The sequence below is a fragment of the Fibrivirga algicola genome, assembly GCF_011742925.1.
Lineage (GTDB): Bacteria > Bacteroidota > Bacteroidia > Cytophagales > Spirosomataceae > Fibrella > Fibrella algicola.
Map to the genome: position 1 here is coordinate 1,254,442 of NZ_WAEL01000001.1, position 23,961 is coordinate 1,278,402.

21 protein-coding genes are annotated in these 23,961 nt (G+C 55.9%); 9 read left to right on the forward strand and 12 right to left on the reverse strand.

Annotation, left to right across the window (positions count from 1 at the left end):
• Window positions 1-54: 54 nt before the first annotated feature.
• On the forward strand, window positions 55-504 hold the full coding sequence (locus tag F7231_RS05235; protein WP_085414373.1) for a hypothetical protein: 450 nt from the start codon (window positions 55-57) through the stop codon (window positions 502-504).
• 614 nt (window positions 505-1,118) lie between these two features.
• Here F7231_RS05235 and F7231_RS05240 read toward each other — a convergent pair.
• The 8 genes from F7231_RS05240 to F7231_RS05275 all read right to left on the reverse strand — a co-directional run bounded on the left by F7231_RS05240 (window position 1,119) and on the right by F7231_RS05275 (window position 9,096).
• Window positions 1,119-1,901 (reverse strand): LytR/AlgR family response regulator transcription factor, encoded by a 783-nt coding sequence (locus F7231_RS05240; protein ID WP_085414372.1) that lies wholly within the window; start codon window positions 1,899-1,901, stop codon window positions 1,119-1,121.
• On the reverse strand, window positions 1,898-3,013 hold the full coding sequence (locus F7231_RS05245) for a sensor histidine kinase (RefSeq protein WP_085414371.1): 1,116 nt from the start codon (window positions 3,011-3,013) through the stop codon (window positions 1,898-1,900). Before F7231_RS05245 ends, F7231_RS05240 begins: the two co-directional genes overlap by 4 nt.
• Window positions 3,014-3,071: 58 nt before the next feature.
• Entirely contained in the window at window positions 3,072-4,160 is a 1,089-nt protein-coding gene (locus tag F7231_RS05250; RefSeq protein ID WP_085414370.1) for a sensor histidine kinase, read from the reverse strand.
• Window positions 4,161-4,352: 192 nt separating this feature from the next.
• Window positions 4,353-5,501, reverse strand: a complete 1,149-nt coding sequence (locus F7231_RS05255; protein WP_229369586.1) for a sensor histidine kinase — start codon at window positions 5,499-5,501, stop codon at window positions 4,353-4,355.
• Window positions 5,502-5,916: 415 nt separating this feature from the next.
• Window positions 5,917-6,351 (reverse strand): DUF4345 domain-containing protein, encoded by a 435-nt coding sequence (locus tag F7231_RS05260; RefSeq protein ID WP_166691147.1) that lies wholly within the window; start codon window positions 6,349-6,351, stop codon window positions 5,917-5,919.
• A gap of 97 nt (window positions 6,352-6,448) precedes the next feature.
• Window positions 6,449-7,795 (reverse strand): hypothetical protein, encoded by a 1,347-nt coding sequence (locus tag F7231_RS05265; protein WP_085414368.1) that lies wholly within the window; start codon window positions 7,793-7,795, stop codon window positions 6,449-6,451.
• Window positions 7,796-7,838: 43 nt separating this feature from the next.
• On the reverse strand, window positions 7,839-8,504 hold the full coding sequence (locus tag F7231_RS05270) for an FISUMP domain-containing protein (RefSeq protein ID WP_166691148.1): 666 nt from the start codon (window positions 8,502-8,504) through the stop codon (window positions 7,839-7,841).
• A 34-nt stretch (window positions 8,505-8,538) separates the two neighbouring features.
• Entirely contained in the window at window positions 8,539-9,096 is a 558-nt protein-coding gene (locus F7231_RS05275) for a hypothetical protein (RefSeq protein WP_085414366.1), read from the reverse strand.
• 482 nt (window positions 9,097-9,578) lie between these two features.
• Here F7231_RS05275 and F7231_RS05280 point away from each other — a divergent pair, with 482 nt between their 5' ends.
• The gene (locus tag F7231_RS05280; protein WP_166691149.1) at window positions 9,579-10,832 is read left to right on the forward strand and encodes an acetylxylan esterase; all 1,254 of its coding nucleotides are present in this window, start codon (window positions 9,579-9,581) and stop codon (window positions 10,830-10,832) included.
• A 262-nt stretch (window positions 10,833-11,094) separates the two neighbouring features.
• Window positions 11,095-12,306: a DUF5009 domain-containing protein gene (locus F7231_RS05285; RefSeq protein WP_166691150.1), complete on the forward strand. Its 1,212-nt coding sequence runs from the start codon at window positions 11,095-11,097 to the stop codon at window positions 12,304-12,306.
• 117 nt (window positions 12,307-12,423) lie between these two features.
• On the opposite strand, the gene F7231_RS05290 is transcribed toward F7231_RS05285, so the two are convergent.
• Window positions 12,424-13,650, reverse strand: a complete 1,227-nt coding sequence (locus F7231_RS05290; protein WP_166691151.1) for an FISUMP domain-containing protein — start codon at window positions 13,648-13,650, stop codon at window positions 12,424-12,426.
• A 1,198-nt stretch (window positions 13,651-14,848) separates the two neighbouring features.
• On the opposite strand from F7231_RS05290, the gene F7231_RS05295 reads away from it, so the two are divergent.
• The 5 genes from F7231_RS05295 (at window position 14,849) to F7231_RS05310 (ending at window position 19,705) form a co-directional block, all read left to right on the forward strand.
• Window positions 14,849-15,100, forward strand: coding sequence for a hypothetical protein (locus F7231_RS05295; protein WP_166691152.1), 252 nt, complete (start codon window positions 14,849-14,851; stop codon window positions 15,098-15,100).
• Window positions 15,101-15,232: 132 nt separating this feature from the next.
• The gene (locus F7231_RS05300) at window positions 15,233-15,766 is read left to right on the forward strand and encodes a hypothetical protein (RefSeq protein WP_085415250.1); all 534 of its coding nucleotides are present in this window, start codon (window positions 15,233-15,235) and stop codon (window positions 15,764-15,766) included.
• 157 nt (window positions 15,767-15,923) lie between these two features.
• Entirely contained in the window at window positions 15,924-18,134 is a 2,211-nt protein-coding gene (locus F7231_RS05305) for a TonB-dependent receptor family protein (RefSeq protein ID WP_166691153.1), read from the forward strand.
• Between the two features lie 410 nt (window positions 18,135-18,544).
• Window positions 18,545-18,808, forward strand: a complete 264-nt coding sequence (locus F7231_RS27820; RefSeq protein ID WP_085414361.1) for an integrase core domain-containing protein — start codon at window positions 18,545-18,547, stop codon at window positions 18,806-18,808.
• A gap of 396 nt (window positions 18,809-19,204) precedes the next feature.
• The gene (locus F7231_RS05310; protein WP_166691154.1) at window positions 19,205-19,705 is read left to right on the forward strand and encodes a hypothetical protein; all 501 of its coding nucleotides are present in this window, start codon (window positions 19,205-19,207) and stop codon (window positions 19,703-19,705) included.
• A gap of 1,070 nt (window positions 19,706-20,775) precedes the next feature.
• Here the strand turns inward: F7231_RS05310 and F7231_RS05315 are convergent.
• Window positions 20,776-21,048, reverse strand: coding sequence for a hypothetical protein (locus F7231_RS05315; protein ID WP_166691155.1), 273 nt, complete (start codon window positions 21,046-21,048; stop codon window positions 20,776-20,778).
• Window positions 21,049-21,056: 8 nt separating this feature from the next.
• Entirely contained in the window at window positions 21,057-21,245 is a 189-nt protein-coding gene (locus tag F7231_RS05320; protein WP_085414357.1) for a hypothetical protein, read from the reverse strand.
• 460 nt (window positions 21,246-21,705) lie between these two features.
• On the opposite strand from F7231_RS05320, the gene F7231_RS05325 reads away from it, so the two are divergent.
• Window positions 21,706-22,659, forward strand: a complete 954-nt coding sequence (locus F7231_RS05325) for a DUF6624 domain-containing protein (RefSeq protein WP_166691156.1) — start codon at window positions 21,706-21,708, stop codon at window positions 22,657-22,659.
• A 756-nt stretch (window positions 22,660-23,415) separates the two neighbouring features.
• On the opposite strand, the gene F7231_RS05330 is transcribed toward F7231_RS05325, so the two are convergent.
• The coding region (locus tag F7231_RS05330) for a PA14 domain-containing protein (protein WP_166691157.1) at window positions 23,416-23,961 on the reverse strand (546 nt) is incomplete at its 5' end.

Consider the following 23,961-nt stretch of genomic DNA (forward strand, 5'->3'; position numbering starts at 1 on the left):
CCTGGTAGGTTTGCCTGACAATCAACCTTAAGCGCGTTTTACACAGTCAATACGATGAAAAAGATGGTACTTTTCCTGGTCTTCGTACTCACCCTGACCGCCTGCAAAAAAGAGACCGATGTTAATCCCACCGCTACGCTGGCCGACAAGTTCGTCGGTAGTTACCAGCTTAACTCGTTTCGCTTCACAGATGGCCAAACTGAGCTTGACCTGCCAACCCTGCCCGTAAGCAGCAACGGACAAAGCGTTTCGGGTACAGTGAGGCTGGTTAAGGCAGCCGGGGCAAAATTAAGTCTGGAGCTGGTCATAAAGGCAACCGGCGTGGAGGATTACAAGGAACTTATCGAGAACGTGGAAGTTAAACAGGTCGGCTCGGAGTATGGGCTGTTTTCCGGCACCCTGCGCATTGCCGATGTAGACGGCACAATGCTCATTTTCAACGTAGCCCAGACCGACCCCGCCACCAATAAAACAATTGCTATGGCTTTTGTAGCCAAGCGCTAAGGGACTCGCGCCTGCCGAAGAAGCGATTGACTCGCCGGGCGACGTGCGCATTGATACCCTTGAGGCCGATGGCCGGATCGTAAGCGGCTGCTTAACTTTCCCCTCTACAATAGAAAAACTGCGACTGTAGTTCGCGCCGATGTAGGGTCAGGTTCAGGATCACCTTACTGGACGGCTAAAACAGGCCTGCGCAGTGGCCTGGTAGGACCATAAGCCTTGTCCTGCCCCCTCATAACGCTGTTAGGGGCAGGACAAGGCTTATTCCCCTTTGGGCAACTTTACTGTCCGGCTTTGAGCTGGGATGCCGACCTACAGAAGCGGCATTCCTACCTCTGAGCGGCTTACCTCTAAGCTATGCTGCTGTTTTACCAGGCCAGCGCGTTCTCTTATTTTTCCTCTGCAGACCGGCCCACCAATAAAGGCAGCGGCTAGCCCGGAGCCTTGCTGGTCATTAAAGGGGTTGCCAGCCGCCCGCTTACATTATAACCAAACGCAAGGCCGGGGCCAGGCAACGCTGCAAGGGCGGAGTAGTCCCTTAGGGGAGTATGGTCAGCGTAGTTCACCATCGACTCTAGCACTGGAGATACGCTTGGGTGCGCACCAATCATTCCTCGCTACTTCCCCATCCAGACCTTAAACTCGCTCACCCGCTCGCGGCTAACCAGTGCTTCTTTTTCAAAGGCTGGTTTAAGCGTCAATATCAGGCGGTTACCAAAGTAGGGCTGAATCTGCTCTACGGCCTGGTGGCTGATGATCAGGCCCCGGTTAGCCCGGAAAAAGTAGGCCGGATCCAGTGAATCGGCCAGCTCATCCAGGGTATAGTCAACCAGAAACTTCTGACCATTATGGGTTTTAAAGAAACTGATCCGCTCATCGGTGTAGAAGTAGAGGATCTCGCCCGTCTGGATGGAGAGGAGCTTCTGGCCGTGTTTAACCAAGAATCGCTTGCGGTACTCATTCACCAGGCCACCTACGCCCTGCAGCTCCCGAAGCAGTTTCTCGATATTGATCCCGGAGGTAGGGCTTAACGCGGGCTCCTGAGCCGTCAGGTCACGGAGTTTTTTCAAACTACGCTGCAGATCCTCTTTCTGAATCGGCTTTAGCAGATAATCAATGCTATTGACCCGGAAGGCCTGAAGGGCGTACTCGTCGTAGGAGGTCGTAAAAATAACCCGGCTACGGACTTCTACCTGCTCAAAAATCTCGAAGCTCTGCCCGTCGGCCAGCTCGATGTCCATAAATATCAGGTCAGGAGCCGGATGCTGCTGCAGCCAGCTGACGGATTCCTCGATGCTGCCGGTCACACCCTGCACCTGCAGGGTATGCTCGACAGCGTCGATTAATTTACGGAGCTTGCGAACGGCCAGCTCTTCATCTTCTACAATCAATACGGTCATGATGCGTCGGTGTTTAACAGGGGGAGACTTACTGTAAAATGAGAGTCGGTTTGGGCTATGCTCAGCCCGGTGAGGGCCTCCAGACCGGGACGGTGCTCGGCCAGCAACTGGTACTTGGCCGTTATGTTGCTTAGCCCCACCTGGTTGCTCAGCACGCGGGTTGTCTTTTGCTGGCGGTTATTGCGGACTACTAACTGGCCTGCCGGGGCAGACTTGATCTCGATAACCAGCGGTCTATGGGCGTGGATGACGTTATGTTTGACCGCGTTTTCGACCAGCATCTGCAGCGTCAGGGGCGGAAGCAGTCGGTCCAGATCAGACTCATCCAGCTCAATCTGGAGGTGAATACCCGGGCCGTAGCGCGTTTTAAGGAGGTGAAAATAGGACCGGATGAAGCTCATCTCGGTCGCCAGCGTAGTCAGCTCTCCCGCTTCATCTGTATGCCGGTTGGTTTGCAATAGATAGCGGTACACCTTGGCCATTTCGTCCACAAACTCCTCGGCCCGTTGGGGCTCGTCGGCAATCAGGGAAGAGAGTGAATTGAGCGTGTTAAACAGAAAATGCGGGTTGACCTGCTGCTTGAGGCTTTCGTACTGGCTTTGCAGGTTTATTTTCTTCAGCTGCTCTTTCTCAATCGTACTGGCGCGCCATCTGGCCATCGAGTAGCTGCTCTCAAAGGCGCCCACCGCCAGCAGGTTGACCACCAAATTCAGCAGCAACAGGCGTGTAGTGCTGCCCGGCTGGTAGACGTAGCCAAACCAGTGCCAGTGCAGATACCCCCATAAGATCCCCAGCAGAAAGCTCGTGGTAAGGAGCATGTAGCTCAGCAGTAGCAGCGCCACGCGGGGACCGGTCTGGCCCAGATCGGGGTATTGGGTCAGAATAGAGTGCCTGATCAGGCCAAGCAGCAGGTAGCACCCCAGGCCTACGCTGAAGCTGCTCAGCGTAGCGCCCGCGAAGGTAGACCAGTGGCTCAGGTAGGGCGGCCCCAGCAGCACGTAGCTGATCATCGAGCTTAGCCAGGGAAGTACCAGCAGCATCGACCACCTGGGTCGCCTGGCGAACGGGAAGAAAAAGTGAATGCGCTTAGGAAAAACGTGGAACAGGATCATGTCAGTTGATAGGTACCCCCAGGTGGGGTGGTGAGCAGGTGCAAGTCAGGGGCGGCCTTCAAGTGGTGCCCGCAGGGCTGGTGGCGGCTGGTACAGGAATCAGCGGTAGCCAGATCCGCTCCTCATCCTGAGCGGTTTCCCGCTGAGGGGGCGGGGCGCCCATCAGGTTATACAGGTTCACAACCTGGTCAAATCCGGCGCTTGGCGCCTGCACCCGCAGGCGGCGGGGCTGATGATTATAGCGGATCAGGAGCTGCTGTTTCCCCGCCCCTGACACCTGGATACGCAGCGGTCTGCCCACCTGCGCGATTTGGTGGTAGAGAATCTCGTCCAGCAGATTCCGAAACGTCAGCGGAGGGACGCCCAGCGGTTCCTGCCCCTCGTATACATCAAACTCAATAAGCAGGGCGGGGCCATAACGGACCATCAGCAGCCGGGCGTAGGAGCGGGCAAAGTAGATTTCCTGCCCCAGTGGGACCCATATCCGGGTGTGCGCCTGGAGCATATAGCGGTAGATCTTGGCCAGCTCGTCCACAAACGCCTCAGCCTGCTGGGGCTCCTGAGCGATCAGGGAAGAGATCGAATTAAGTGAGTTAAACAGAAAGTGAGGGTTTATCTGCCCCTTCAGCGCGTCGAGTTGCTGCTGCATAGCCTGCTGGCGCAGTTCTTCTTTTTCGGTCTGAATGGCTTGCCAGCGCCCGTAGGTATCGGTCACAATCAGCACGTAACCCATCAATAGCGCGCTGATGCCACCCACGCCCGCCAGATACAGGGCCACGCCCACGGAGAAAGAGGTGCCCAGCAGGGGCACCCGGCTACAGACCCATACGGCCCCCACCGACATCAGGGCTGCCAGCAGCGTACCCACCCCCAAGGCCGTCAGGTTGCGCCGCCGGATCTGCTGCGCATCGGCGTAGTAGGTAATGATGCCCTTAACCAGTACCGTTAGCAGCAGCAAATCTACGGCATGTATTCCCAGCATCGTCAGACTGCCGACGATGAATACGTCAGACTGCCGAAAATACCGCTCCCCAAAAAGCAGCCCGCCAGCGACCGGGTAGACCACCGGTAGCCACAGCAAATGGTACAACGCCTCGGGGCGGGTAAACAGCGGACGGGGCAGTTTGAAGGGGAGCAAACGGGCCATAGATGCAGTCGGGTAGCAGGTCGCGCCTATTGACAAAGCTAGCAGGTCCCTGAGCCCAACCCATGCCCTACACGACCAGTTGCTTAAGTTGATGAATGAATTGCAAAAAATAGCGAACAAATTGTAAACCGGTGGGGGAATGAAGGGGTAACTGCCAGGCGCTATCTACTCAATAAACGCCCGCATGCCTGACTAACCGCCGGGCGAGTTATCGGCCCGATTGGCGTGCCCTTCAGCGGGCAACTCGGCGCAGGCCAGCAGCGAAAGCCGAACGGCAAACCGGCCCGGCGTCTCTTCGATGATTGGCGGCGGAAAATTCAGTATCTGGTACTTGGCCACGATATTGCTCAGGCCCACGCCATTGGACAGCGCGCGGGTCGTTTTAGGCTGGCGGTTATTGGCCACCAGTAACTGACCCGTCTCATCGGTACGAATCTGGATGGTAAGCGGTCGTTTAGGCGATACCACGTTATGCTTGACCGCGTTTTCAACCAGCAGTTGCAGCGTCAGGGGCGGTAAGCGGCAGTTATTTCGCGCGGGATCGATGGTCAAGCTAAGACTCAAACCGGCGCCGTGACGGGTTTGCAACAGATGAAAATAAGCGTCGATAAAGTCCAGCTCGGCCGCCAGCGTAGTCAGGGGCTCACTGTTGGCCCGCAGGATGTAGCGGTAGACGCCACTGAGCTTATCGACGAAGATCTCGGCCTGGTGGGGGTCTTCGCTGATCAGGGCGGAAAGCGAGTTGAGCGCATTGAACAGAAAATGCGGATTGACCTGCTGCTTGAGCACATCGAACTGGCTTTGCAGGTTAGCCACCCGGAGCTCCTCGCGCTCTTTTTCCGAACGGGCAAGCTGAGTTTGATACCGGGACGAATCCTGCCGGTAAAAGAACAGCTCGTAGATCGTCAAACAGCAAAGGGAGTAGAAGAAGGCGTTAAACAGCTCGACGGTGAACGTATTCATTTCAACCCTTAAGCTGCCAAAATGCAAGTAAATATGCTTGCTATCGAGCAGGGAGTGGATCGTCGTATTTCCCTTGCCAGCCAGCCATACCAGATCGAATCCCCACAGCAGCAGCGTAGTTGCGCCGTAGCAGGCCAGGAACGCTACGGCAAAGCGATCACCAAGCCTGCTGCGCCGGGCCGTTCCGTACCGAAACCAGGTGATAATGGCCCGGTTCACGTGCCACAGGGCGGCAGTTCGCCCGGTGATGAACCCAATCAGGATCAGGTGCCGCAGGGAGGGGGGTTGCCAAAAAGCCTCACTGGTGGTAATCGACACCACACTCAGCAGGCCAATGCCAGTCAATCGTAGCCAAAAATCAGGGATGCGCTGGTTCATAGGGTAAGGCCCACTAGGCGAGACCTTTGGCTTTTCCTCTGATCAAACATAATTCATTCTGCCCTGGCTGCCGCGCCGGGGCTACGCCAATTGCCAGGATTGATGCCTGAACTGGCTAAACACGTGCATGAAGCGTAACGAGCTGGCAAGCGTCTCGAACTAGCAAGGGCTACTGGCCAACGGCTTAGGCGGCTCTCAGGCAGACAAGCGGGCTGTTTGGTAAGCGGCTATCTTTAGCCCGTTATCGCATTAATAGACCGTTTTACGAATGCAACAGCGTTTTTTCTGTGAGCATTGTCGCGCTTAACCACTGCCGGAAGCCCAGCCGATCCGATCCATAAGCTTGCTTAAAAAAGCGGCTAGTTCCTGGCAAGGTTTATTGCCGGGAACTGGCTCGTAAGCCGGTGAACTGCCGCTAGCTTAAGGGTAGCCCACCGGCTTGCGAGCCAAAGCGCAGGGCCTTTTTTTCTTCCTGACTTCGTGCCCACCACAGCAACAGGGCCAGGATCCCCAGGCTGCTCTCAATAAGCAGCCATTGGCGACCGAAAGCGCCCAGTGGCCCTTCGATCTGACTTGTAACCACCCGCGAGAGGGCGTAAAAGCCGCACAAGATCGCCGTCAGCAGCAGGCCTTTGTTCACGTCGGTTAGGGCCAGAAAAACAAGGACAGTCACCAGCGTTAGCCCGGCTCCGCCGTATACGCCCCGGATCGAGCTGTAGGCATCCGGATTGGGCAGTGTCACCTGCACCAGGTTCATTACCGATTGAGGGTCGATGAAGGCCATGAGGGCGACCATGGCAATGCCCGCTGTCACGACCAGGATCAGCGTAAGAGATACATAACGAAGCATTTGATTGGTGTTTTTTGTGGAGTAGGCCACTTCGATTGCCCTTTTTATGGCGTAAGAACTGCCAGGTGGCAGCGAATGCGGGTTCAAGCCTGTTGGCTCACCCGCCACCGGTGCGGAAGCGCCCCCTTACAGGCAGGGATTTGTAGGCTTTGGTTTCCCGGTTATAGTAGTGCAGGGTCGCCGAAAACGAACCCGCTGCCACCCGATTCTGCACGTTAAACTCAGTAACGGTAACGTTGCCGGGACCAAACACTTCTTCTCGCTGCTCGGGGAGGTAGTGCCAGAAATAATCGGTTCCCCCTTGATCAGTGCCACTTACAGTGAGCTTATTCTTGTTTTCTTTGCCCAGATTGAAGCTAGCTGGCCCGTGAATACCAGTCAGCTGGATAAAAACACCGGGTTGTTTGGTGTTATCGCGGGGTTTAGCCGTCACATAGATCGCCAGATACCCATCGACAATATCAGCTTCAGCAAAGGCCTGATCCTGCCGGGCTCCGCCAATGTGCAGTTCGTTGGGTGATTCAATGGTCAGGTTGCTGATGAGCATCAGCTTCCCTTTGCGGGGCAGATTTACTTCGACGCTAACGGCCACCGGATTGGTCTCAGGGGATTTACCGGGCGCTTTATAAATAACGGATTGCCCTTCGTGGTAGCTGAGAAAGCCAATCGGCGAATCGACTTTACCGATAACATCCTGCCCGTTCACGCGCCAGTTTTTTATTTTATCTGCTTTAAGGAGTTGCACTGGCGGCACCAAAGGCGTGGATAGTAGCAAGTCCTCCAGCGAACCATCATGCGTAACCGTGTCAACCTGTGCTTCGGCACCTGTTCCCTCCAGGTTGGTGTGGTTTTCCTGGTAAAATACTTTTAGCTGAACGGTCTCATTGGGCGCAAGGGTTTTCTCAAGGGGCTCCATCCAGTAGTTTTCGTAGAACGAATACCGACTAAAATGATACAGGGGCGCAACCACCCGGTGCTGAGCGGGTATAGTGACCAGATTGTCCCGTCCCTGCCAGATGCCTTTCTCATCCTGATAGGCAATGCCCAGGGCATCGGGTGAGGAGCCCCGCAGGTCTTCCTCCTGGTAGGTCCAGCTCAGGGTAACGGGCTTATTGAACTGGGTACCGTGGGGGCCAAACTCGTAGCCCACCCCTGCCCCGCCAAAGGCCGTGTTTTCGACGGGCTGGGCGGTGATGAGCGTTTCCTTGGTCAACGCCCCCGGGGGAAAGCGCAGGATCATGCTGCCGTCGGCGCTGCTGAGGGTGCCGCCCGCCGGGCCAATGGTTTTCCTGATGGCGGCGCCCAGGGGGGTGCCCACGGCCGTGGGCACGCCGGGCTTGGGAGGCTCGGGGGGCGCCAGCGGATCGGGTCCCGGTTTGCAGGCGAGCGCCAGGCCCAACAGGCCCAGGACATAGCTCCTTTTACGGATAATGGAGAAAAGCATGGATAAGTGAAGATTGCGTAAAAATGAATTGACCGGGCGGGGTTTACTGCGTGTTCACCAGGCGCAGCGTATAGCGAGCCGAGGGGTCGTTCTCGTTGCCGTAAAAGCGCAGGATGTGGTTACCACTGCTGTTTTCCTGAATGCTCATGGACGCGCCGCCCGCCGCCCAGAACTCGGCGATATCGCCATCCTGCGGGGGCATGTTCTCCGTACTGTAGCCAGCCGGATGGGCATCGAAGCCCGAGGCGTTGGTGCCCGGCAGGCTGCGCCAGTTGGTAGTCGATAAGAGCTTTTTGACCGCCTCCTGTTTTCTGGCCGAGTTTTGCTCCAGAACAATACCCTGGCTCTCTATCAGGCTTATCCAGTCGGCCTCCGTGGGCAAGCGCCAGCCCGGAGGCAGGGTAATCGCTTTGACTTCGGCATAGGTGTAATAGCGGCCGTAGATGGGCTTTTGGGTGCCCGTGCCGAAGGGAATACCGCCCGGCCCCCGGTAGTTGATCGTTATCCAGCGCTGGGAGCCGATTAGCCGGACCGGGTAGGTGTCGCCATTAATGCGAACCGAATCAGGGATCAGCGGCGGCGCTGGTTTGGGAAAGTCAACAGTGCCAGACGACCGGCTGCAGGACAGGTTCAGGCTGGCACTAATGCCTACTAGCAGCACCCAGCCCAGGGCGCTTAACTGGCGGATACTAAGCCAAGATACATTCATGATCAAAAGAGAGATTTGGTGTGGACCAGGCGCTTTACTGACTGATGGAAAATTCGCCGCTGAAGGGCGTGCCCTGCTTGTTGCAATTGTCGGCATCCTGGTCGCTCATCAGAGCCCCGCTAAAGGTGCCCTTGGCGGCTTTACCGTTGCTGTACTGGGTGACGGTGACAGACCCCTGGGGGGCGTAGAAGCCCGCCTGATCGGGGCAGACCAGGGCGGCATAACTGGCCAGCATCCCGTTTTTGGTGCGGTACTCAATCTGACTGACCTGATTGAAGGAGGTAACGGTCGGCTTGTAGGGGTAGGCTCCCGTTCCGCTTCCCCACATGGACACCGATAAAAAGTCATCCTCGCTGGCGGTAGCTTCCAGGCTCCAGAGCCGGAGGCCACCAGCAACGCCCTCTTCATCGAGCTTAACGTTGGTGTAGGTTTTGGTCTGGCCGTTGAGAGTCACTTTGACGTAGTTGCCACTGCCCGGCGTAGGTGCGGTCTGGGGTGAGGAGCAGGCCACCAGGCCGATGGCCAGCAATCCGGCCGCGTGCCGCAGCATGCGGGTAAGAAAAGGGGTAGCAATCGCTTGATTCTTGGTCATTGGGATACAGTATAAGGTGATTGAAAAAGAGACAGAGGGTGGAAACAAAGTAGGCGTCTACCGGCCTGCTTTTTGGTTCTGACGGCTCAAAATTGGGCCAGTGAGCCAGCCGGGCCTAGCTGATTTGTCCCCAATTGCGCATTATCCCTGTTGGATTGCGCCAATAACTACCCGTACTGGTTAGCCAGTTGACTGGCAGCTGGGTAACCCGTGAGGATGGACCCCCGGGTTGAGGGGCAGCGGGAGAAAGCGCGGGCAGACCGAAGGCTTCCGCTTCAGCGCTGTAAATCAGCAGTTGAGTTAGCCAAAGCAGCAACTCATCAGCAGTCTGTTTGCCGCAGGCTATTAGGCCGGTCAATTTTGAGGGTCAATCAACTACATCTGTGCAGAACCAGGCGAGTCGGCGGCCAGCGCGGCTCAGGCAGTAGCTCGCCGTGGAGTTGGTTAGTACCAAACCAAACGCAACTTTTTCCCGTAAGCACATGCCTAGCAACTACCGCCTCCTGATGACGTCTCTACTGGCCGTAGGGATTCACCTTACCACGCTGGCTCAATCTACCCGGCTCCCTCTATACCAGTTTGCCTACGACCGGGCAGCAGCCCTATTCTGCTCGGATTCGCTGATCGGGACCCAGCAGGGCATCCGTATTCATCAGCTCAGTTACGATAGCCCCGCAGGGGGGCGGGTCACCGGTATGCTGCTGGTCCCCCCGGGGAAGGGCTCTTTTGCCGGTCTTTTGTTACAGCATGGCATGCCGGGCACGGCCCTGGCTCAGCTGCCGCGCGCCCTGTATCTGGCCCGGCACGGCGCGGTGGTCCTTTCCATCAACGCGCCGTTTGCCCTGCGCAGTGGGAACCCCATCCAGTTTACCCCCGCCGATAGCGTCGAACAGGTTCGTTACGTTATCAACCTGCAGCGGGCCGTTGACGTGTTACGGGCCCGGCCTGAGGTCGATTCCGCCCGGCTGGGGTACGTGGGGCGCAGCCACGGCGGGGCCATTGGCGGCTTGCTGGCTGGCATTGAGCGCCGCCTGAAAACCTACATTCTGGTGGTGGCTGACGGGGGACTGGTGGCTCATCACAGCTCAGGCAAGGGCAAGCCGGGTGATCAGTTACCGATCTCGGGCCAACAACGGGCCCGCTGGCTGGCCGCCATGCAGCCCATCGAACCCATTCGCTACATAGGCCGGTCGGCTCCAGCCTCACTGCTGCTGCAATCGGCCTATCAGGATGAAGCCGTACCGGTGGCCACCGCCGGGCAGCTGCACCGGGCGGCCCCGGCGAGTGCAACCGTAAGGTGGTACCAGGCCACGCACCAGCTCAACGCCCAGGCTTACATTGACCAGCTCACCTGGCTTCACGCTAAGTTAGGGATGACCCCGCCCGGGCCTGACGACCAACCGGGTCCTGATTTTAGTGTTCGGTTAACTACCCCGCAAGTCAGCGCGTCAACCAGTCCTGCCCGGGAGCTGACAGAGGAGGATCTGGCCGCCTACGTGGGCACCTACGAGCTGGCGCCCGGTCAACAACTGAGCGTAAGTTTGGCAAACGGCAAACTGGCGATCACGCCCCCCGGTGAAACCACAAGGGTTGATTTAAAACCCGTTTATGAAACGGAATTTGAGGTGGTTGGCCAGCCCGCTCACCTGGTATTCAGGAAAGACTCGGCTGGTAAAGTCCTGGCCGTCGAGGTACGTTTTGGCAATGGCGGCTCGACAACGGCCAAAAAACTGTAGGGACGGGCGCCGGTTGCGCCCGTGATCGATCCGGTCTGCCCTGCCGACTAGGTGCCGTAACCCCCTCCTCCGGCCGACAGGTGATAAAATGCCGGCGTAAGGCCAGCCTGCGCGTCAGGCCTATGGCCACAGTCAGCCGGAAGGCGGAGTAGCCCTTTTTGTTTTTGGTTTTAGTAGGTGGGACCGGGCCTAGCCTTACCAGTACCAGGGAAGCCCCGGGCCCGCAGCGGCAGGGGCTTCCGTTTTGCTGATCTGACCACGTATGCCGACCTTAACCGCGTTATCTACCAACCCGACTGGTGTACCCCGGCGGGTAATGGCCATTGATCGACTGCGGGCCCTGACAATGGTGCTGATGATTTTTGTCAACGACCTGTGGTCACTAACGGCTATCCCCGCCGGGCTGGAACACGTACCGCCGGGCGTGGACGGCATTGGGCTGGCGGATACCGTCTTTCCGGCCTTTCTCTTCATTGTGGGCCTGTCGCTGCCCTACGCCCTGGATGCCCGCCGCCAGCGGGGCGCCCCGCTGGCGGCCCTACTGGCCCATGTCATCAGCCGGTCAGTGGCCCTGCTGATCATGGGCGTTTTTCTGGTCAACGGCGAGTCGATCAATCCGGCGGCAACGGGTTTGTCCCGGGGCGGTTGGAATACGCTTTGTTGCCTCTCGTTTATCCTGATCTGGACCAAGTATCCCAAAACGCCCTCTCCCTGGCTTACCCGCGCCGCTAAAGCGGTGGGTGTGCTGTCGCTACTGGCTCTGTCCCTGGTCTACCGGGGCGAGCAGCGTCTGGAGCGGTTCGCCCCCCAGTGGTGGGGGATTCTGGGCCTGATTGGCTGGTCGTACCTGGCGGCGGGGCTGGTGACGGTGCTGGCCCGGCACCGGTTTCCTGTTTTGGTGATGGGCTGGCTGGGATTTGTGCTCCTTAGCCTGGCGCATCAGACGGATCTGCTGCCCGGGGTGATCCGGTGGCTGCCCAGCGCCATTGGCGGGGGCACGCTGGCGGGGCTGGCCATGGGCGGGGTGGTGATCGCCAGGCTGTTTCAGCTATATGGCCAGGGGGACTCCGGCAGGCCAATGACCCTGGTCTTTGGCCTGATTGCCGCCGGATTGATTGGTTTATCGATCTACATCCGGCCCCTGCTGGGTGGTTTGAGCAAACTGGAAGCTACGCCCGCCTGGTTGTTTCTTTGCAGCGCCCTGACGCTGCTGGCCTTTACGGCCCTGTACTGGCTGGGCGAGGTGGGCGGCAGAGCCAACTGGTTCCCGCTCATCAAGCCCGCCGGGACCGATACGTTGCTGTGTTATTTGCTGCCCTACCTGGCCTACGCCCTGGCAGATCAGTTGCCGTTCACCTTACCAGCGGCCCTGCTGACGGGGAACCTTGGCCTGCTCAAATCGGCTCTTTTTGCGGTTGGGTGCGCCTGGATCACGGGCTGTCTGACTAAAGTGGGCGTGCGCTTGACGCTTTAACAGCGCCTGAAGTAGCGCCTGGCCAGTTCTTGTTCGGCCAGATTAAGTGGGCTACCTCGCCCCGGAGGTAGCCCATTGGCCCGGACTCTATTGATCAACGCGGGAAGTCCCTTGATGCTACCTGTCGCGGACCAGGCGAACCGGAATGAGCATAGGGCCGTAACCGATGACCTGCTGGCCAAAGGTGGCGTAGGTGTCGCCGGGCAGTTGAATCAGGCTGAATGACATCGGGTTGTCTTCGTCGCTTCGATCCGAGATCCACAGCACGCAGTTCCTGCCTTCCCCGTTGTTGACCCCCATGGGCCGCCGCACGTCGGCGGGCATGGCATTGAAGCCCGATTTGTTGTTGGCATAACCATCTTTTTTGGTCCAGGCATCGGTGGCCATCAGCTGCCCCAGCAGCCGCTTGGAGGGTACCTCATCGCCATTGGTTCCCCAGTCGTATACCGTCAGGCCCTGCGATTCGAGTAGGTCGGTGTAGTCCTGCCGACTCGGAATGCGCCAGCCAGCAGGCAGTGGAATCTTGGCCAGGTCGGCGTATTCCATGAACGTGCCATACTGGGGCTTGTTGCGCTCATTGAGTGCGCCCGGCCCGGCGTAATTGGTGGCCAGCCACTCCAGGTTGCCGATCCGGACGGTGGGGTAGTACAAACTCCCGATTTTTACCGAGCTGCCCGTAGCGATGGGCGTAGTGGAGGGCAGCCCCGTGGTAGGCGTGGTACTAACGGCGCTCACTTTCTGATACTTGCTCTCGTAGCGCCCCTCCCGGTCAGTGATCGTCGTGGTCAGGTAGTTGGTGGCCGAGGACATGTTGGTGGCCTGGGGCTTTTCCCAGACAACCTGGTAGGTCTCTATGTCCTTGGTTTGGATGGCGGCATCTTTGTAGCCCGAGTACTTGTTGCTGAAGGTGCGCCGGATGCCTGACTGGGCGTAGAAAGTAATCGAGGTGGGGCTGGCCTTGTAGACCAGCGTACCGGTGATCTTGTAGAGAATTTGCAGGGTCTCCTCGCCTGAATTAAGCACCCGGGAGGTGTACTCGACAGCGCTGCGGCCGTCGGCGGTAAAGACCATGGTGCGGAATTCGCGGAAGCCCTGCTCGCCCTGGAAAGTCCCCTGGCTCCAGGTTTGGGTCAGCGGCCCTTCGTTGTGGTAGGCAAACCAGGTGCCTACGTATTCATCGGGTATGGCCGTAGAGGGCCTGTCGATGGGCGTGCCGGTGGTGGGCCCATCGACAGGGTCTGGCGCGGGCGAATCGGCGGACTCGCGCTTGCAGCTGCCCAGGGTTGAGGACAGCAGGGTCAGCAGTAGAAACAAGCAGGCGGTGATGTTAGGGAAGCGGTGCATGGCCTTGAGGCGGTTTATTGGAAAAGACTACTTACTTGGCACCGGGCGGGCTTTTATGATGCCGCCCGGCGACCACAAAGTTGAGGGACGACCCCGGGCCGGAAAATGAGCAGATTGACCAAGTGGCACAGGCGCCGCCTGAACTGGTGCAACTGAGTACTCAGTTGAAACCGGCGCGTTGGTCACCCACAGCGAATACGCATGCTCATGCCTACCCCTGTGGGCCAGCAGGTGTTTATCAGCCTGCTTGAACCCCAGCAAAAACCCATCCCGAAGGCTGGTTCATGGATAGTGAGCCGGAGGCGAACCTAGCGCGCTATTCTGTATTGCCGCCTACTTGCAGTAGCCGCCCTTCTACCCCAGGGTGACACAGCACTAAGGATAGCTGAGAGATGATGATCTAAGCCCCCTAAACGCGTGTTTACAAACCGGTCACCACTGAAAGGGTGAGCTAGCGGTCAGCCCCCGATGTAGCCAGTCTGTCATATACCACCGGGAACGTGTATTACAATTGTAGTAGCCGGGTAGTGCGTGGCGAGGTCCTGTCTGGGATTTGGGCTCCGACGAGTGAAGAATTTTGGCTTAGTTGTCTTATAATGAGTGAGTTGGCCCTTTTTTGCGGCATAAAAGTCGGAAGGTCCAATGCTGACCTTTGTTGGCTGGCAAACACGCTCACTGGCGAACCCGTCGAAACGGCGGTATAAGGAGCTAAAACCCCCTTTTTTAGGCCTGTTTCGACTGGTCGCTGCCCGCCGATAGAGTGACTCAACATGGGCAACGAGCTGCTAATTGCAGTAACTGCGTTTCGGCCTACTGGTGACTTCTTGCTCACCTGCGCTGGCCCGGGAGGATAACCAGGCCAAAGCCAGACCAGTCGACCAGGGATTTAGCTAGCATGAAGATTACGCCGCAAACACTGGTATCGCTTCCTTCCTACTGCTAATGAATTATCTGATCATTACCTACCATAATTTACGCTATAGTTTCCTCAGTAGCATCCTCCTGCTGATTACGAATGCCTGCCTTGCCCAGCAGCTGCAATTGCCGGACCTGCTGGGGTACCTGCACCTAGTCCCTTGTTTGAACAAGCCATGCTGAGGCAGGGCTTTGTCTGTTTTCAAAATAAAGGCAGTGTTCGGGTTGGGGCTGCGTCTTTGCCTACCAGCCAGCGCCCTATATGGCCTCCCCGGCTAACGCCATGGCCCTTCTTCAGCGGACGCAGAACACACGCTCTGATGTAGTGGTCTACCAGGTGAACTCTCCAGCGCATTACCAACGCTTGCAAGCTCAGCTGCTTAAGGCTGGTTATCAAGTCACCATGTCCCCTGACCAGCGGTGCATCTTTAGCCGGGACAACCTGGTCATAAACTGTCGCCAGACTGATCAGACCAATGGCATCCTGGGAAATTACGCCGGGCACAGCATCACCCTGATTCGTCGGCGCTACTAATCCACTTAAAAGCAGGCCGACTCGCTTGGTCAGACAGGTATTGAGCCTGGCCTGGCCCCGAGGTGATCAGCAACGCTTTTTTAGTGGTTGCCGGGCTTTACCCTTATTTTTGTGGCCACTACCGGTACTAACTTGAAAAAATTGCTACCCATTGGGCTGCTTGCCCTACTGCTCTATCACACCCTGGCCTTTGTGCTGGTGTGCGCAGGCGCGTGGTGGCAAGCCGAACAGGACCTCTCGGAAAAACTGCGGGTCTACCGCTCGACGGATAGTCTGGTCGAGTTTCAGATTCCGCTCAACCAGAGCCCCGGGGCCATCGCCCGCACCACCTCGGATGGCTTCCGCTACAAGGGGCACTACTACAGCGTAGTTAGCCTGGAGGTGCGGGCCGACACGCTCTTCATTGCCGGTCTGGAACTCAGGAGTCAGACCCTGTGGCCAAACGATTTATTATCGTTCTTAGACCAGCAAGTTGGATTAGCTGACAAGGCCGGGCAAAAGGCGGGGCAGCTCCTGAAGTTTCTGCTTAAGGAGTACGCCCCGGCCACTCGGCCCAGTTTCTGCTTTTGGCCCCCAGTAGGTCAGCAGGCAGACCGCATTGCCTACCTGCCACGTGTGGTCACCACCCGCGCCTTACCGGTCCACGCCCCCCCGCCCCGGGCCTGAAGACCGCCTGCGGGCGGCCCCAGCCACGCCCGGCACGTGCGCCCACAGGGATGCCACCAAATGGTATACCGGTAAGCGCATGCGCCTACCACAGTCAATACATAACCCATTCAGAGCTGACCCACCCGGTTCAGCCCCAATCTGCTGCGCAATACATATGCAAGTCTATAGAACTTATAGCCACCAGGGACGAGTGTGTCTCTGGCTGCTGGGCCAACTCCTGGCACTGATCCAGGCGGTGGCCCAGCCCACCAAACCCGATTCATTACCTACCCAGACCCTGAAGGCCATCACCGTCAGAGGCGTGCGCGCCCAGGTGGTCGAATCGCTGCCCGATGTGTACGGCACCTATCTGATGGGGGGTAAACGCAGCGAGGTGATCCGGCTCTCGGAGATCGACGCCAATGTGGCCGAAAAAACGCCCCGGCAACTCCTAGCCCGCGTTCCCGGCTTGTTTGTCTACGACATGGACGGTACGGGTAACCAGATCAACGTGGCCACCCGGGGCCTGGATCCCCACCGCTCCTGGGAAAATAACATCCGCCAGAACGGGGTCATCACCAACTCGGACATGTACGGCTATCCGGCCAGCCACTACTCCCCGCCCTTGGAAAGCATCGAGCGAATCGAGCTGGTACGCGGAACGGCCTCTTTGCAATACGGAGCCCAGTTTGGGGGCATGCTCAACTACGTCACCCGGCAGGCCGACACCACCCGCCGCTTCAGCTACCATACCATCAACTCGGTGGGCTCCTTCGGGCTGCTGAGCAGCTACAACGCCATCGGTGGACGAGTAGGCAAGTGGACCTATTACGCCTACTACTACCGCAGGCATTCGGAAGGCTACCGGAAAAACAGCCGCTCGGAGGCCCAGGCTCAGTTTGGCAGCCTGCATTACCAGGCCACGCGCCGACTGGGCCTAAGCGCCGAGCTGGGCCGGTCGACCTACACCTACCAGATTCCCGGGCCGCTCACCAATGCCCAGTTTGCCCAAGATCCGCGCCAGTCCACCCGGGGCCGCAATTATTTTAACCCTGATATCTACGTTCCTTCCCTGAAGCTGGACTGGCAGTTCTCGGGCCGCACGCGCCTGCTGTGGACCAGCTCGGCGGTGCTGGGAGTGCGCAACAGCGTTCAGCTCGATGCCCTGCCCACGTTGGCCGACACCATCAACCGGGCCACGGGCCAGTACCGCCCCCGGCAGGTGGATATCGACAATTTCAACAGCTATACCACCGAAGCTCGTTTGCTGCACCGCTACCGGCTGGGCGGGATAGAGGCCACCTTGGCCGGAGGGCTTCAACTGATGAGTACCGATCTGCACCGCCGCCAGCTGGGGGTAGGCACTGCGGCCACGGATTTCGATTTGACCCTGATAGCTCCCTTCCGGCGTGATCTGCACTTTCGGACCAAGAACATCGCCGCCTTTGCCGAAAGTCAGTTTCAGCTAACGCCCCGCCTGAGTGTCTCGCCCGGTATTCGCCTGGAGAACGGCACCACCCAGCTGCGGGGTGAGATCAGCTACTACGATCCGCTGAATCTGCCCACCGACATCAGCCACCGCTTTGCCCTGCTGGGCCTTAGCGCCCAGTACCGACTGAGTCAAGACGTAAAGATTTACGGGGGCTGGTCACAGGCCTACCGGCCCGTGATCTTTAAAGACATTATTCCCACCTCCGTCTACGAGCGCATCGATAAAAGCCTGAAAGACGCCTACGGCTACAACGCCGAGCTTGGCCTGGATGGCCGCTGGCAGGGCCTGCACCTGAGCCTGACGGTATTCGATCTGCTCTATCGCAACCGGCTGGGTACGCTGCTGCTGGCTAATCCAGACGGCTCGAGCTACATCTACCGGACCAACGTTGGCGACAGCCGCAGCACCGGGGTCGAAACCCTGGTGGAGGCCCAGCTGCTGCGCAGTGAATCGTTTCTACTGAGCGGCTTTAGCTCGACGGCCTACAACCAGGCCCGCTACCTTAACGGGCGGGTCTCGGCGGGCAGCGAGAACCGGAGTGTCACGGGCAACCAGGTGGAATCTGCCCCGCGCTGGACCTCGCGCAACGGGCTGACGGCCCGCTACCGCAGGGCCAGCCTGACGCTGCAATACAGCTACGTGGCCCAGACCTTCTCTGATGCGCTGAACACGGTGATCCCTTCAGCCAATGGAGCCGTTGGACCGGTTCCGGCGTATAGTCTATGGGATCTAAATGGGACCTGGCGCATCAGCAGTGGACTAATGGTTCGGGGCAGCGTCAACAACCTGCTTAACGCGGCTTACTTCACTAAGCGGCCCACGTTCTACCCCGGGCCGGGCGTATGGCCCTCCGATGGGCGGAGCGCGGCACTAACCGTTGGCTTGACCTTGTAAGAGTGCTGGCCATCGGTTAGCGCCTACCTAGATTGCTGCGGCCAGTCTATGACGAGCCCGCCTTACCAGAAAGCCCGGTTCGTAAGCCAGGCTTTCTGGCTGTAGTCCGAATGGGAGACCGCCTGGCGGGAGTAATCAACCGGGCGAGGAGCCAGCCAACGTAACATTGATAGATAGCTACTGCAAAGAGCCAGCCAGGTGCCAGGCCCGGTGCAGCGACCCCGGCGATCTAGCGTCGGTGGTCGGCGTGCGTTCGGGGACCTGCTTACCAGGTAGCCCCCCCTGGTTTTGTCGCCTGCTGGCGCTCAATCCGGGGGATGGCCCTGGCAGGGCGGCAAGCTTGATGTTGTAGTAACCCTGTTTCGGCCCGGGGGTGACATCACGCCTGCACCAGGTTAACCGGCCAACACGTGGCTGACGCCCCGGTTAATTTGCAGACTGGGTCAAGAATAAACCCTCGGGTACGCCCATTCAAGTGGTGCGACCACTGGATACGTTGCGCGGTTCAGCGAGCGATTGCAAACTACAATCAGTTACGACCACATCGAAGTTGTGGCTATTATACCCCCGCCCAAGCGCATCGAATGCAGGGTGAATTAGTGAAGAAGTGGCGGGTGACTAAACGTCGTCAGCAGGCAAAAATGCAATTTGACGAGTCAATGGCTGCGGTATAAAAACGAGTATAAATCTGTCAAGTAAAATCAGTGTAATACAGAACGTCAAAAATGCGTTTCGGCTGACAGAGGAACGTACCTGAGTGGTCCCAATCGACAGCCTCGGCTTGTTTGGATTTGTTCGTTGTTGGTCAGCGCTGCGGGGTCCACTCGCGGTTAACAGGACACGGCCGGAGCGTTCAAGGGCACCTAACAAGCGAAGGGTGAAAAGGTCAAGGCCACGCACCTGGATTTGGCTTATCTTGTGGCCATCAGCCCCCTGGGGCGTTGGATGACCTGTCCGAGTTGTTGCTCATTTGTCGGCTTTCGGTCGACAGACCACACTCTTCTGTTAGCATACTTTGTGCTCTCATTTCTAGGTCTCGCGAAACGAGTTATGCTCTAATTGGACACAGTATGAAGCTTGAGCAACACTTCAGGCCACCGATTTATAAGTTCGTGGTTTACGAATCTGTAGAAATAATCCAGCAACGCCTACAGCTTGCGTTTGATCGAACATTTGGTCAGATCATGTTTGATGTACGCTTCAATATTGATGGGCACTTCACTAACCCAGAAAAAACTACGTTCGAAATCCGGCCAGCAGGGGGAGTTAATACCCAGGGCATGAGTTACCGCTTTACTGGCAATATTGTATTATTGGATGAGTTGACCACAGCAGTGACACTGACCTCTACTTACCGTTTCAATATTTCATTTTGGCTATTTCCTTTGCTGATGGCTGTCCTACTATGCTACAGTATCATTGTAACCAGTAAGCCCATTCAAACTGAAACAATTCTTTTGCTAGCAGGCCTTCTCATCGTATTGTACATCTCGTTCAAGTGGAAACCAACGCATAGCGTCAGCTTAGTGGAAGACCTGCAAAAAGTGCTCAAAGGCGAGCCAGAAGGATAGCTTCACTTGTCATGTCGAGGCCTCGATCGACAAGAAGCACTTGGGTACGCGACGTCTTGCGGCCCAACCGAATGAGCGTGTAAAGGTGCGGGTACGTGCGTTCAGTTAAGTACTTGCCCACTATCAACACTCATGGGTGTTGGGTGACCCGTTCATTTAAGTGGGTATTCTGCGTTACGTGCGACAGGACAACAAGTTGATAGTGAGAGTTTTTGAGGCGTTTTGTCACGTTTCGTCCGACAGATTAATCACTGTTCTTCTTCGCCGGTCGGCCACGTACCTGTCGACAGGTCAAACTCTGGTGGATAGAATGTCGATAATTACGTATCAGGTGATATAGGCATCCTCTGATGTGTTTGAGAACACAAAGAAAATTATGTGCAGATACGGTTTTAGTCTTTACAAGGACACATATGCTTGTTTCAATTGCCGAAAGGGATTCAAACGCAGACTAGATAAGGATACATTGCCCCAAGACCGGCGCGTGAACGACATAGTGAAGTGTCCAGACTGTGGTGCCGAAATGAAGAACTTAGGCAAAGATCTGAGGCTACCTTCGCGTAAGGACATTGACAAGTGGTTAGCAATCGAATATCTGTCAATCCACAACTATAATTTCTATACATGTGGCTGTTATGGCCTAGGTCCAATTCCTCAAAACCTAGAAGCGGCAAAAGCGAAAATTGAACTGCTTCGGCCTAAGTCGGAAGGCGAATTGATGCTAGCAAGGTTGAATCAGAAATAGCTCTGCGGGGTCCACTCACCTGAGACAGGAAACTGTCCAGCTAGCCAGAGCGGCACCCAACGTAGCAGAGGGTGTAAAGGCTGTCACGTACTTGGGTTTTAGCTTATCTTGTGTTCACCATCAGCCCTCTAGGGCGTTGGGCGATTCAGTCATGTCAGTGGGTATTTCACGTTTCGGTCGACAGGTCAACGGCTTGATAGTGGACGTTCTTTGTGGTTTTTTCGCGTCTGGCCTGACAGGCCAATATCCGGCTGACAACGCGTTTTGCTGGCGTATCACGTGTGGTTGGACAGGCCAATCTACCGGGGACAAAACGTATCTATATCTACTTGTAGACTTGATTACGAACCAGTCGCAAGTCGTTCAGTTCGGGCAACGTTTGGGTACAATCGGCAGGAATGATGCCCCGTGAAATCCAGTTGGTGACCACCTGCGTAGTGAGTTGGTAACGTTCTGCATAACGTTTGATCGTGAGCCATTCAGCTAGATCAACTGTCTTACCAGTGGCGGGCAGTAAAGCAATAGCCGCATCAGACTCGCGGCGGTAGTGAGCCCGATCTCGCTCAGTATCAGTGGAAAGTTGTGTCAGCGTTGCCATCTTATCAGTTATTCGTCGTCTGCTTTTTCCTGTTTGAGTTCTTCCACTATTCGTTTATGGGTGAGGTAGCGGTTGATCCACTCGGTTTCTTGGTCTTTGGCTTCCAACTCGTAATAGTGTTTGTCGAGGTAGGCTTTGGCCTGATCGCGTTGAGTCTCGTGAGTACGAATCAACAAGTCGAGTTGTCGGCGGTTCATTGGGTAGATCAATAACGCTGGCAAACTACAAACTGTTTCGTGACAACACAAAAAAATGGCTTTGCTGCTCGGTTTTACAACCTCGACCTTTCTGGGTGAGTTCGGTTTTATGCATTGTTTATCGGCTCTGCGGGGTCCACTTACCTGTGACAGGCATCAGTCGGGTAGCTTGAAAAGCAGCCTAACGCAAAGGTGTAAAGGGGTAACGTATCTGATTGTGGCTTATCTTGTGGCCATCAGCCTTTGCGTGCGGGTGTTAGGTGGCCTGTCCAAGTCAGTGGGTGTTTCACATCACGGGCGACAGGATAGCGGCTTGATAGTGAGCGTTCTTTTACTGATTTACCGCGTTTCGGTTGATAGGCCAACGTTTGTTGGGCAGAACGTCAAAACTGAGTGTTAACGTACCTGCGACAGGTCAGTTTATTTAGTTTGAACTAGTAAGGCTCGAAACATACAGAGGATGAAAACAACTCTTAAAGTTTTAGTCATAAGTCTAGGAATGATGTACAGTTGTGCTCTGATGGCTCAAACTAGTTATGCTACTCAGGACACTACCTATATACACGCAGTTGAGCAAGGGTTAGACTACCTTAAAAAAGGTGAATGTCAACTTTGTCTAGACGCTTACAGAAAAGCGTTGAGTATTTCACAAAAGAGTGCACTCAGTACCTTCAGGGCTGCTGTATGTGCTTATCAATGTCGTCTGGACACCTTAGCCAAAACATTTATCCAGCAGGCAATTGACATCGATTACAAGATTGCTGAAGATGTCTGGTTCGACAGTGAGTTAGCTCCTGAATTTGACGTCGTCCGATCATCTAGGCTAAATGATTACGTTACAGAATCATTTGCCCTTAAGGATGAACAGTTAGGCCTTCACGTAGCATTAAAGCGAGAATTGGCAAGTATACATGCGATTGACCAAGAACCTCGTTTAGCGCTCGACTCGATTGTTCGTATTTATGGGCAATCCTCTAAAGAATGGCAACATCATTGGCAGCAAACGCACAAAACAGATTCGATGAATTTAGTTAGAATCGAACAAATCATTAAACAGTATGGCTATCCCGGTAAAAGTTTAGTAGGTGAAAGGCAAAAGAACACAGCGTGGTTAGTTATCCAGCATTCACCGCTTAGTAAACAAGAGAAGTACTTATCGCTGATTCAACGGGCTGCAAATGCCGGTGAAACAGAGAAATCGAACTTAGCTTTACTTATTGATCGAATTAGAATGTACAAAGGCAGGAAGCAGCTTTACGGCTCTCAAATTATTACCGCTCCTGATGGGTCAAAATTCTTTCATCCCATTGAAGACAAAGCCAGTGTTAATAAGCGCCGGGCCCAAGTGGGCTTAGGACTTATTGAAGAGTATGCTAAAGAGTTTGGCGTCGAGTATAAACCACACAACAAGTAATGTTCAGTAGACATAACGAAGTTACTCGTTTCTGCCTCTCTCGGCTTGCTTGGTATTGCGCTTGTTTGGTTAGCTCTGCGGGTCCACTTACCTGGGACAGGAAACCGTACGGCTAGCCTGCCCAGCACCCAACAAGCAGAGGGTGTAAAGGTTGTCACGTACCTGAGGTTGGCCTATCTTCGGTTCACCATCAGTCCTCTGTGGCGTTGGGTGTTCCCATTCATATAAATGGCATGGGGGGGGGGCGTCTGATAGGGGAATCGTCTTGTAAGGAACAGCAAAAAACTTCGATCGACAAGCTAGACTTCCTGGCAGGGTTGTCACTATCAAATGAAACGGCAAAGTAGAACAATAGCTTACTAGCCAATGCAATGCGTTTATGCGATCAAGTACGTCAGCAGCCTTGTGGAGCTAACGGAGTAGATAGGCAACGAATCGATCCGGAGTTAGTGCAGGCTAGCGTGCTTTACATGAATCTGCTAATCGTCTTGCTGTCCATTAAACGTCTTAACGTTACTCAATACCTATCACTTTTTCCAGGTGTGTGAAACCTCTCACGCAGTTACCCCCATCCTAGACGCACAGTGAATGCCACTGTGTGAATGCCAAACACAGAAGAACCCACAAAGAAGCCTTCTTTGTGGGTTCTTTGTGGGTTCTTGGTAGCACAGGGGGGCTGTGCAATTACAGGAGCACAGGCCATAAAAAAACCTCCGCAACTAATGCGAAGGTTTTTATTTACGTACTACTTAAAGCTCACTGGGTAGACCCTACCCGTACTTTAACGGAATGTACCCGCTTGCCTTCCAGTTGAATAATCAGTAGGTACAAGCCCGTTTGCAGGGCAGGCAGTGCGACCGATAGCTTGGTGCCATCATTAGTAACCGCCCCAGGGGCCAAATTTATCCGTTCACCGCTCATGCTCACCATTGTCAGCGCGAAGCTTTTGCCGCTGTGATTGACAGGGTAAGTAATATGCACTATGTCCGTGGCTGGATTGGGAAACGTATTCCAGACAGGTTCCTCAGCTGAAGACGCAGACAGTGAAGCCATACGTGCTGAACCTGCCGTTGGGTAAAGGCGATCTTTGGGCACCATGCTAAAGCCCGATTGACCGGGAATCTGCCAGCCCAGATAGGCGTTACCACCCCCACCGAAATCAACGTACTCATACTTGATCTCGTGCTTACCCGCCGACAGGTTGATACTGCCCGTCATGATGGTAGCACCGTGACCGTTCCAGTCGTTGATGATCAGATTACCATCAATCCAGATGCGGGTTCCATCGTCATTGTTCGACTG

Excerpts from the sequence above, each read along its gene's own strand:
- F7231_RS05240 (WP_085414372.1), bottom strand. The coding sequence starts at position 1,901 with ATGACCGTATTGATTGTAGAAGATGAAGAGCTGGCCGTTCGCAAGCTC.
- F7231_RS05325 (WP_166691156.1), top strand. The coding sequence starts at position 21,706 with ATGAAAACAACTCTTAAAGTTTTAGTCATAAGTCTAGGAATGATGTAC.
- F7231_RS05315 (WP_166691155.1), bottom strand. The coding sequence starts at position 21,048 with ATGGCAACGCTGACACAACTTTCCACTGATACTGAGCGAGATCGGGCT.
- F7231_RS05235 (WP_085414373.1), top strand. The coding sequence starts at position 55 with ATGAAAAAGATGGTACTTTTCCTGGTCTTCGTACTCACCCTGACCGCC.
- F7231_RS05275 (WP_085414366.1), bottom strand. The coding sequence starts at position 9,096 with ATGACCAAGAATCAAGCGATTGCTACCCCTTTTCTTACCCGCATGCTG.
- F7231_RS05310 (WP_166691154.1), top strand. The coding sequence starts at position 19,205 with ATGAAGCTTGAGCAACACTTCAGGCCACCGATTTATAAGTTCGTGGTT.
- F7231_RS05270 (WP_166691148.1), bottom strand. The coding sequence starts at position 8,504 with ATGAATGTATCTTGGCTTAGTATCCGCCAGTTAAGCGCCCTGGGCTGG.
- F7231_RS05280 (WP_166691149.1), top strand. The coding sequence starts at position 9,579 with ATGCCTAGCAACTACCGCCTCCTGATGACGTCTCTACTGGCCGTAGGG.
- F7231_RS05290 (WP_166691151.1), bottom strand. The coding sequence starts at position 13,650 with ATGCACCGCTTCCCTAACATCACCGCCTGCTTGTTTCTACTGCTGACC.
- F7231_RS05260 (WP_166691147.1), bottom strand. The coding sequence starts at position 6,351 with ATGCTTCGTTATGTATCTCTTACGCTGATCCTGGTCGTGACAGCGGGC.
- F7231_RS05295 (WP_166691152.1), top strand. The coding sequence starts at position 14,849 with ATGGCCCTTCTTCAGCGGACGCAGAACACACGCTCTGATGTAGTGGTC.
- F7231_RS05305 (WP_166691153.1), top strand. The coding sequence starts at position 15,924 with ATGCAAGTCTATAGAACTTATAGCCACCAGGGACGAGTGTGTCTCTGG.
- F7231_RS05320 (WP_085414357.1), bottom strand. The coding sequence starts at position 21,245 with ATGAACCGCCGACAACTCGACTTGTTGATTCGTACTCACGAGACTCAA.
- F7231_RS05285 (WP_166691150.1), top strand. The coding sequence starts at position 11,095 with ATGCCGACCTTAACCGCGTTATCTACCAACCCGACTGGTGTACCCCGG.
- F7231_RS05250 (WP_085414370.1), bottom strand. The coding sequence starts at position 4,160 with ATGGCCCGTTTGCTCCCCTTCAAACTGCCCCGTCCGCTGTTTACCCGC.
- F7231_RS05265 (WP_085414368.1), bottom strand. The coding sequence starts at position 7,795 with ATGCTTTTCTCCATTATCCGTAAAAGGAGCTATGTCCTGGGCCTGTTG.
- F7231_RS05255 (WP_229369586.1), bottom strand. The coding sequence starts at position 5,501 with ATGAACCAGCGCATCCCTGATTTTTGGCTACGATTGACTGGCATTGGC.
- F7231_RS05245 (WP_085414371.1), bottom strand. The coding sequence starts at position 3,013 with ATGATCCTGTTCCACGTTTTTCCTAAGCGCATTCACTTTTTCTTCCCG.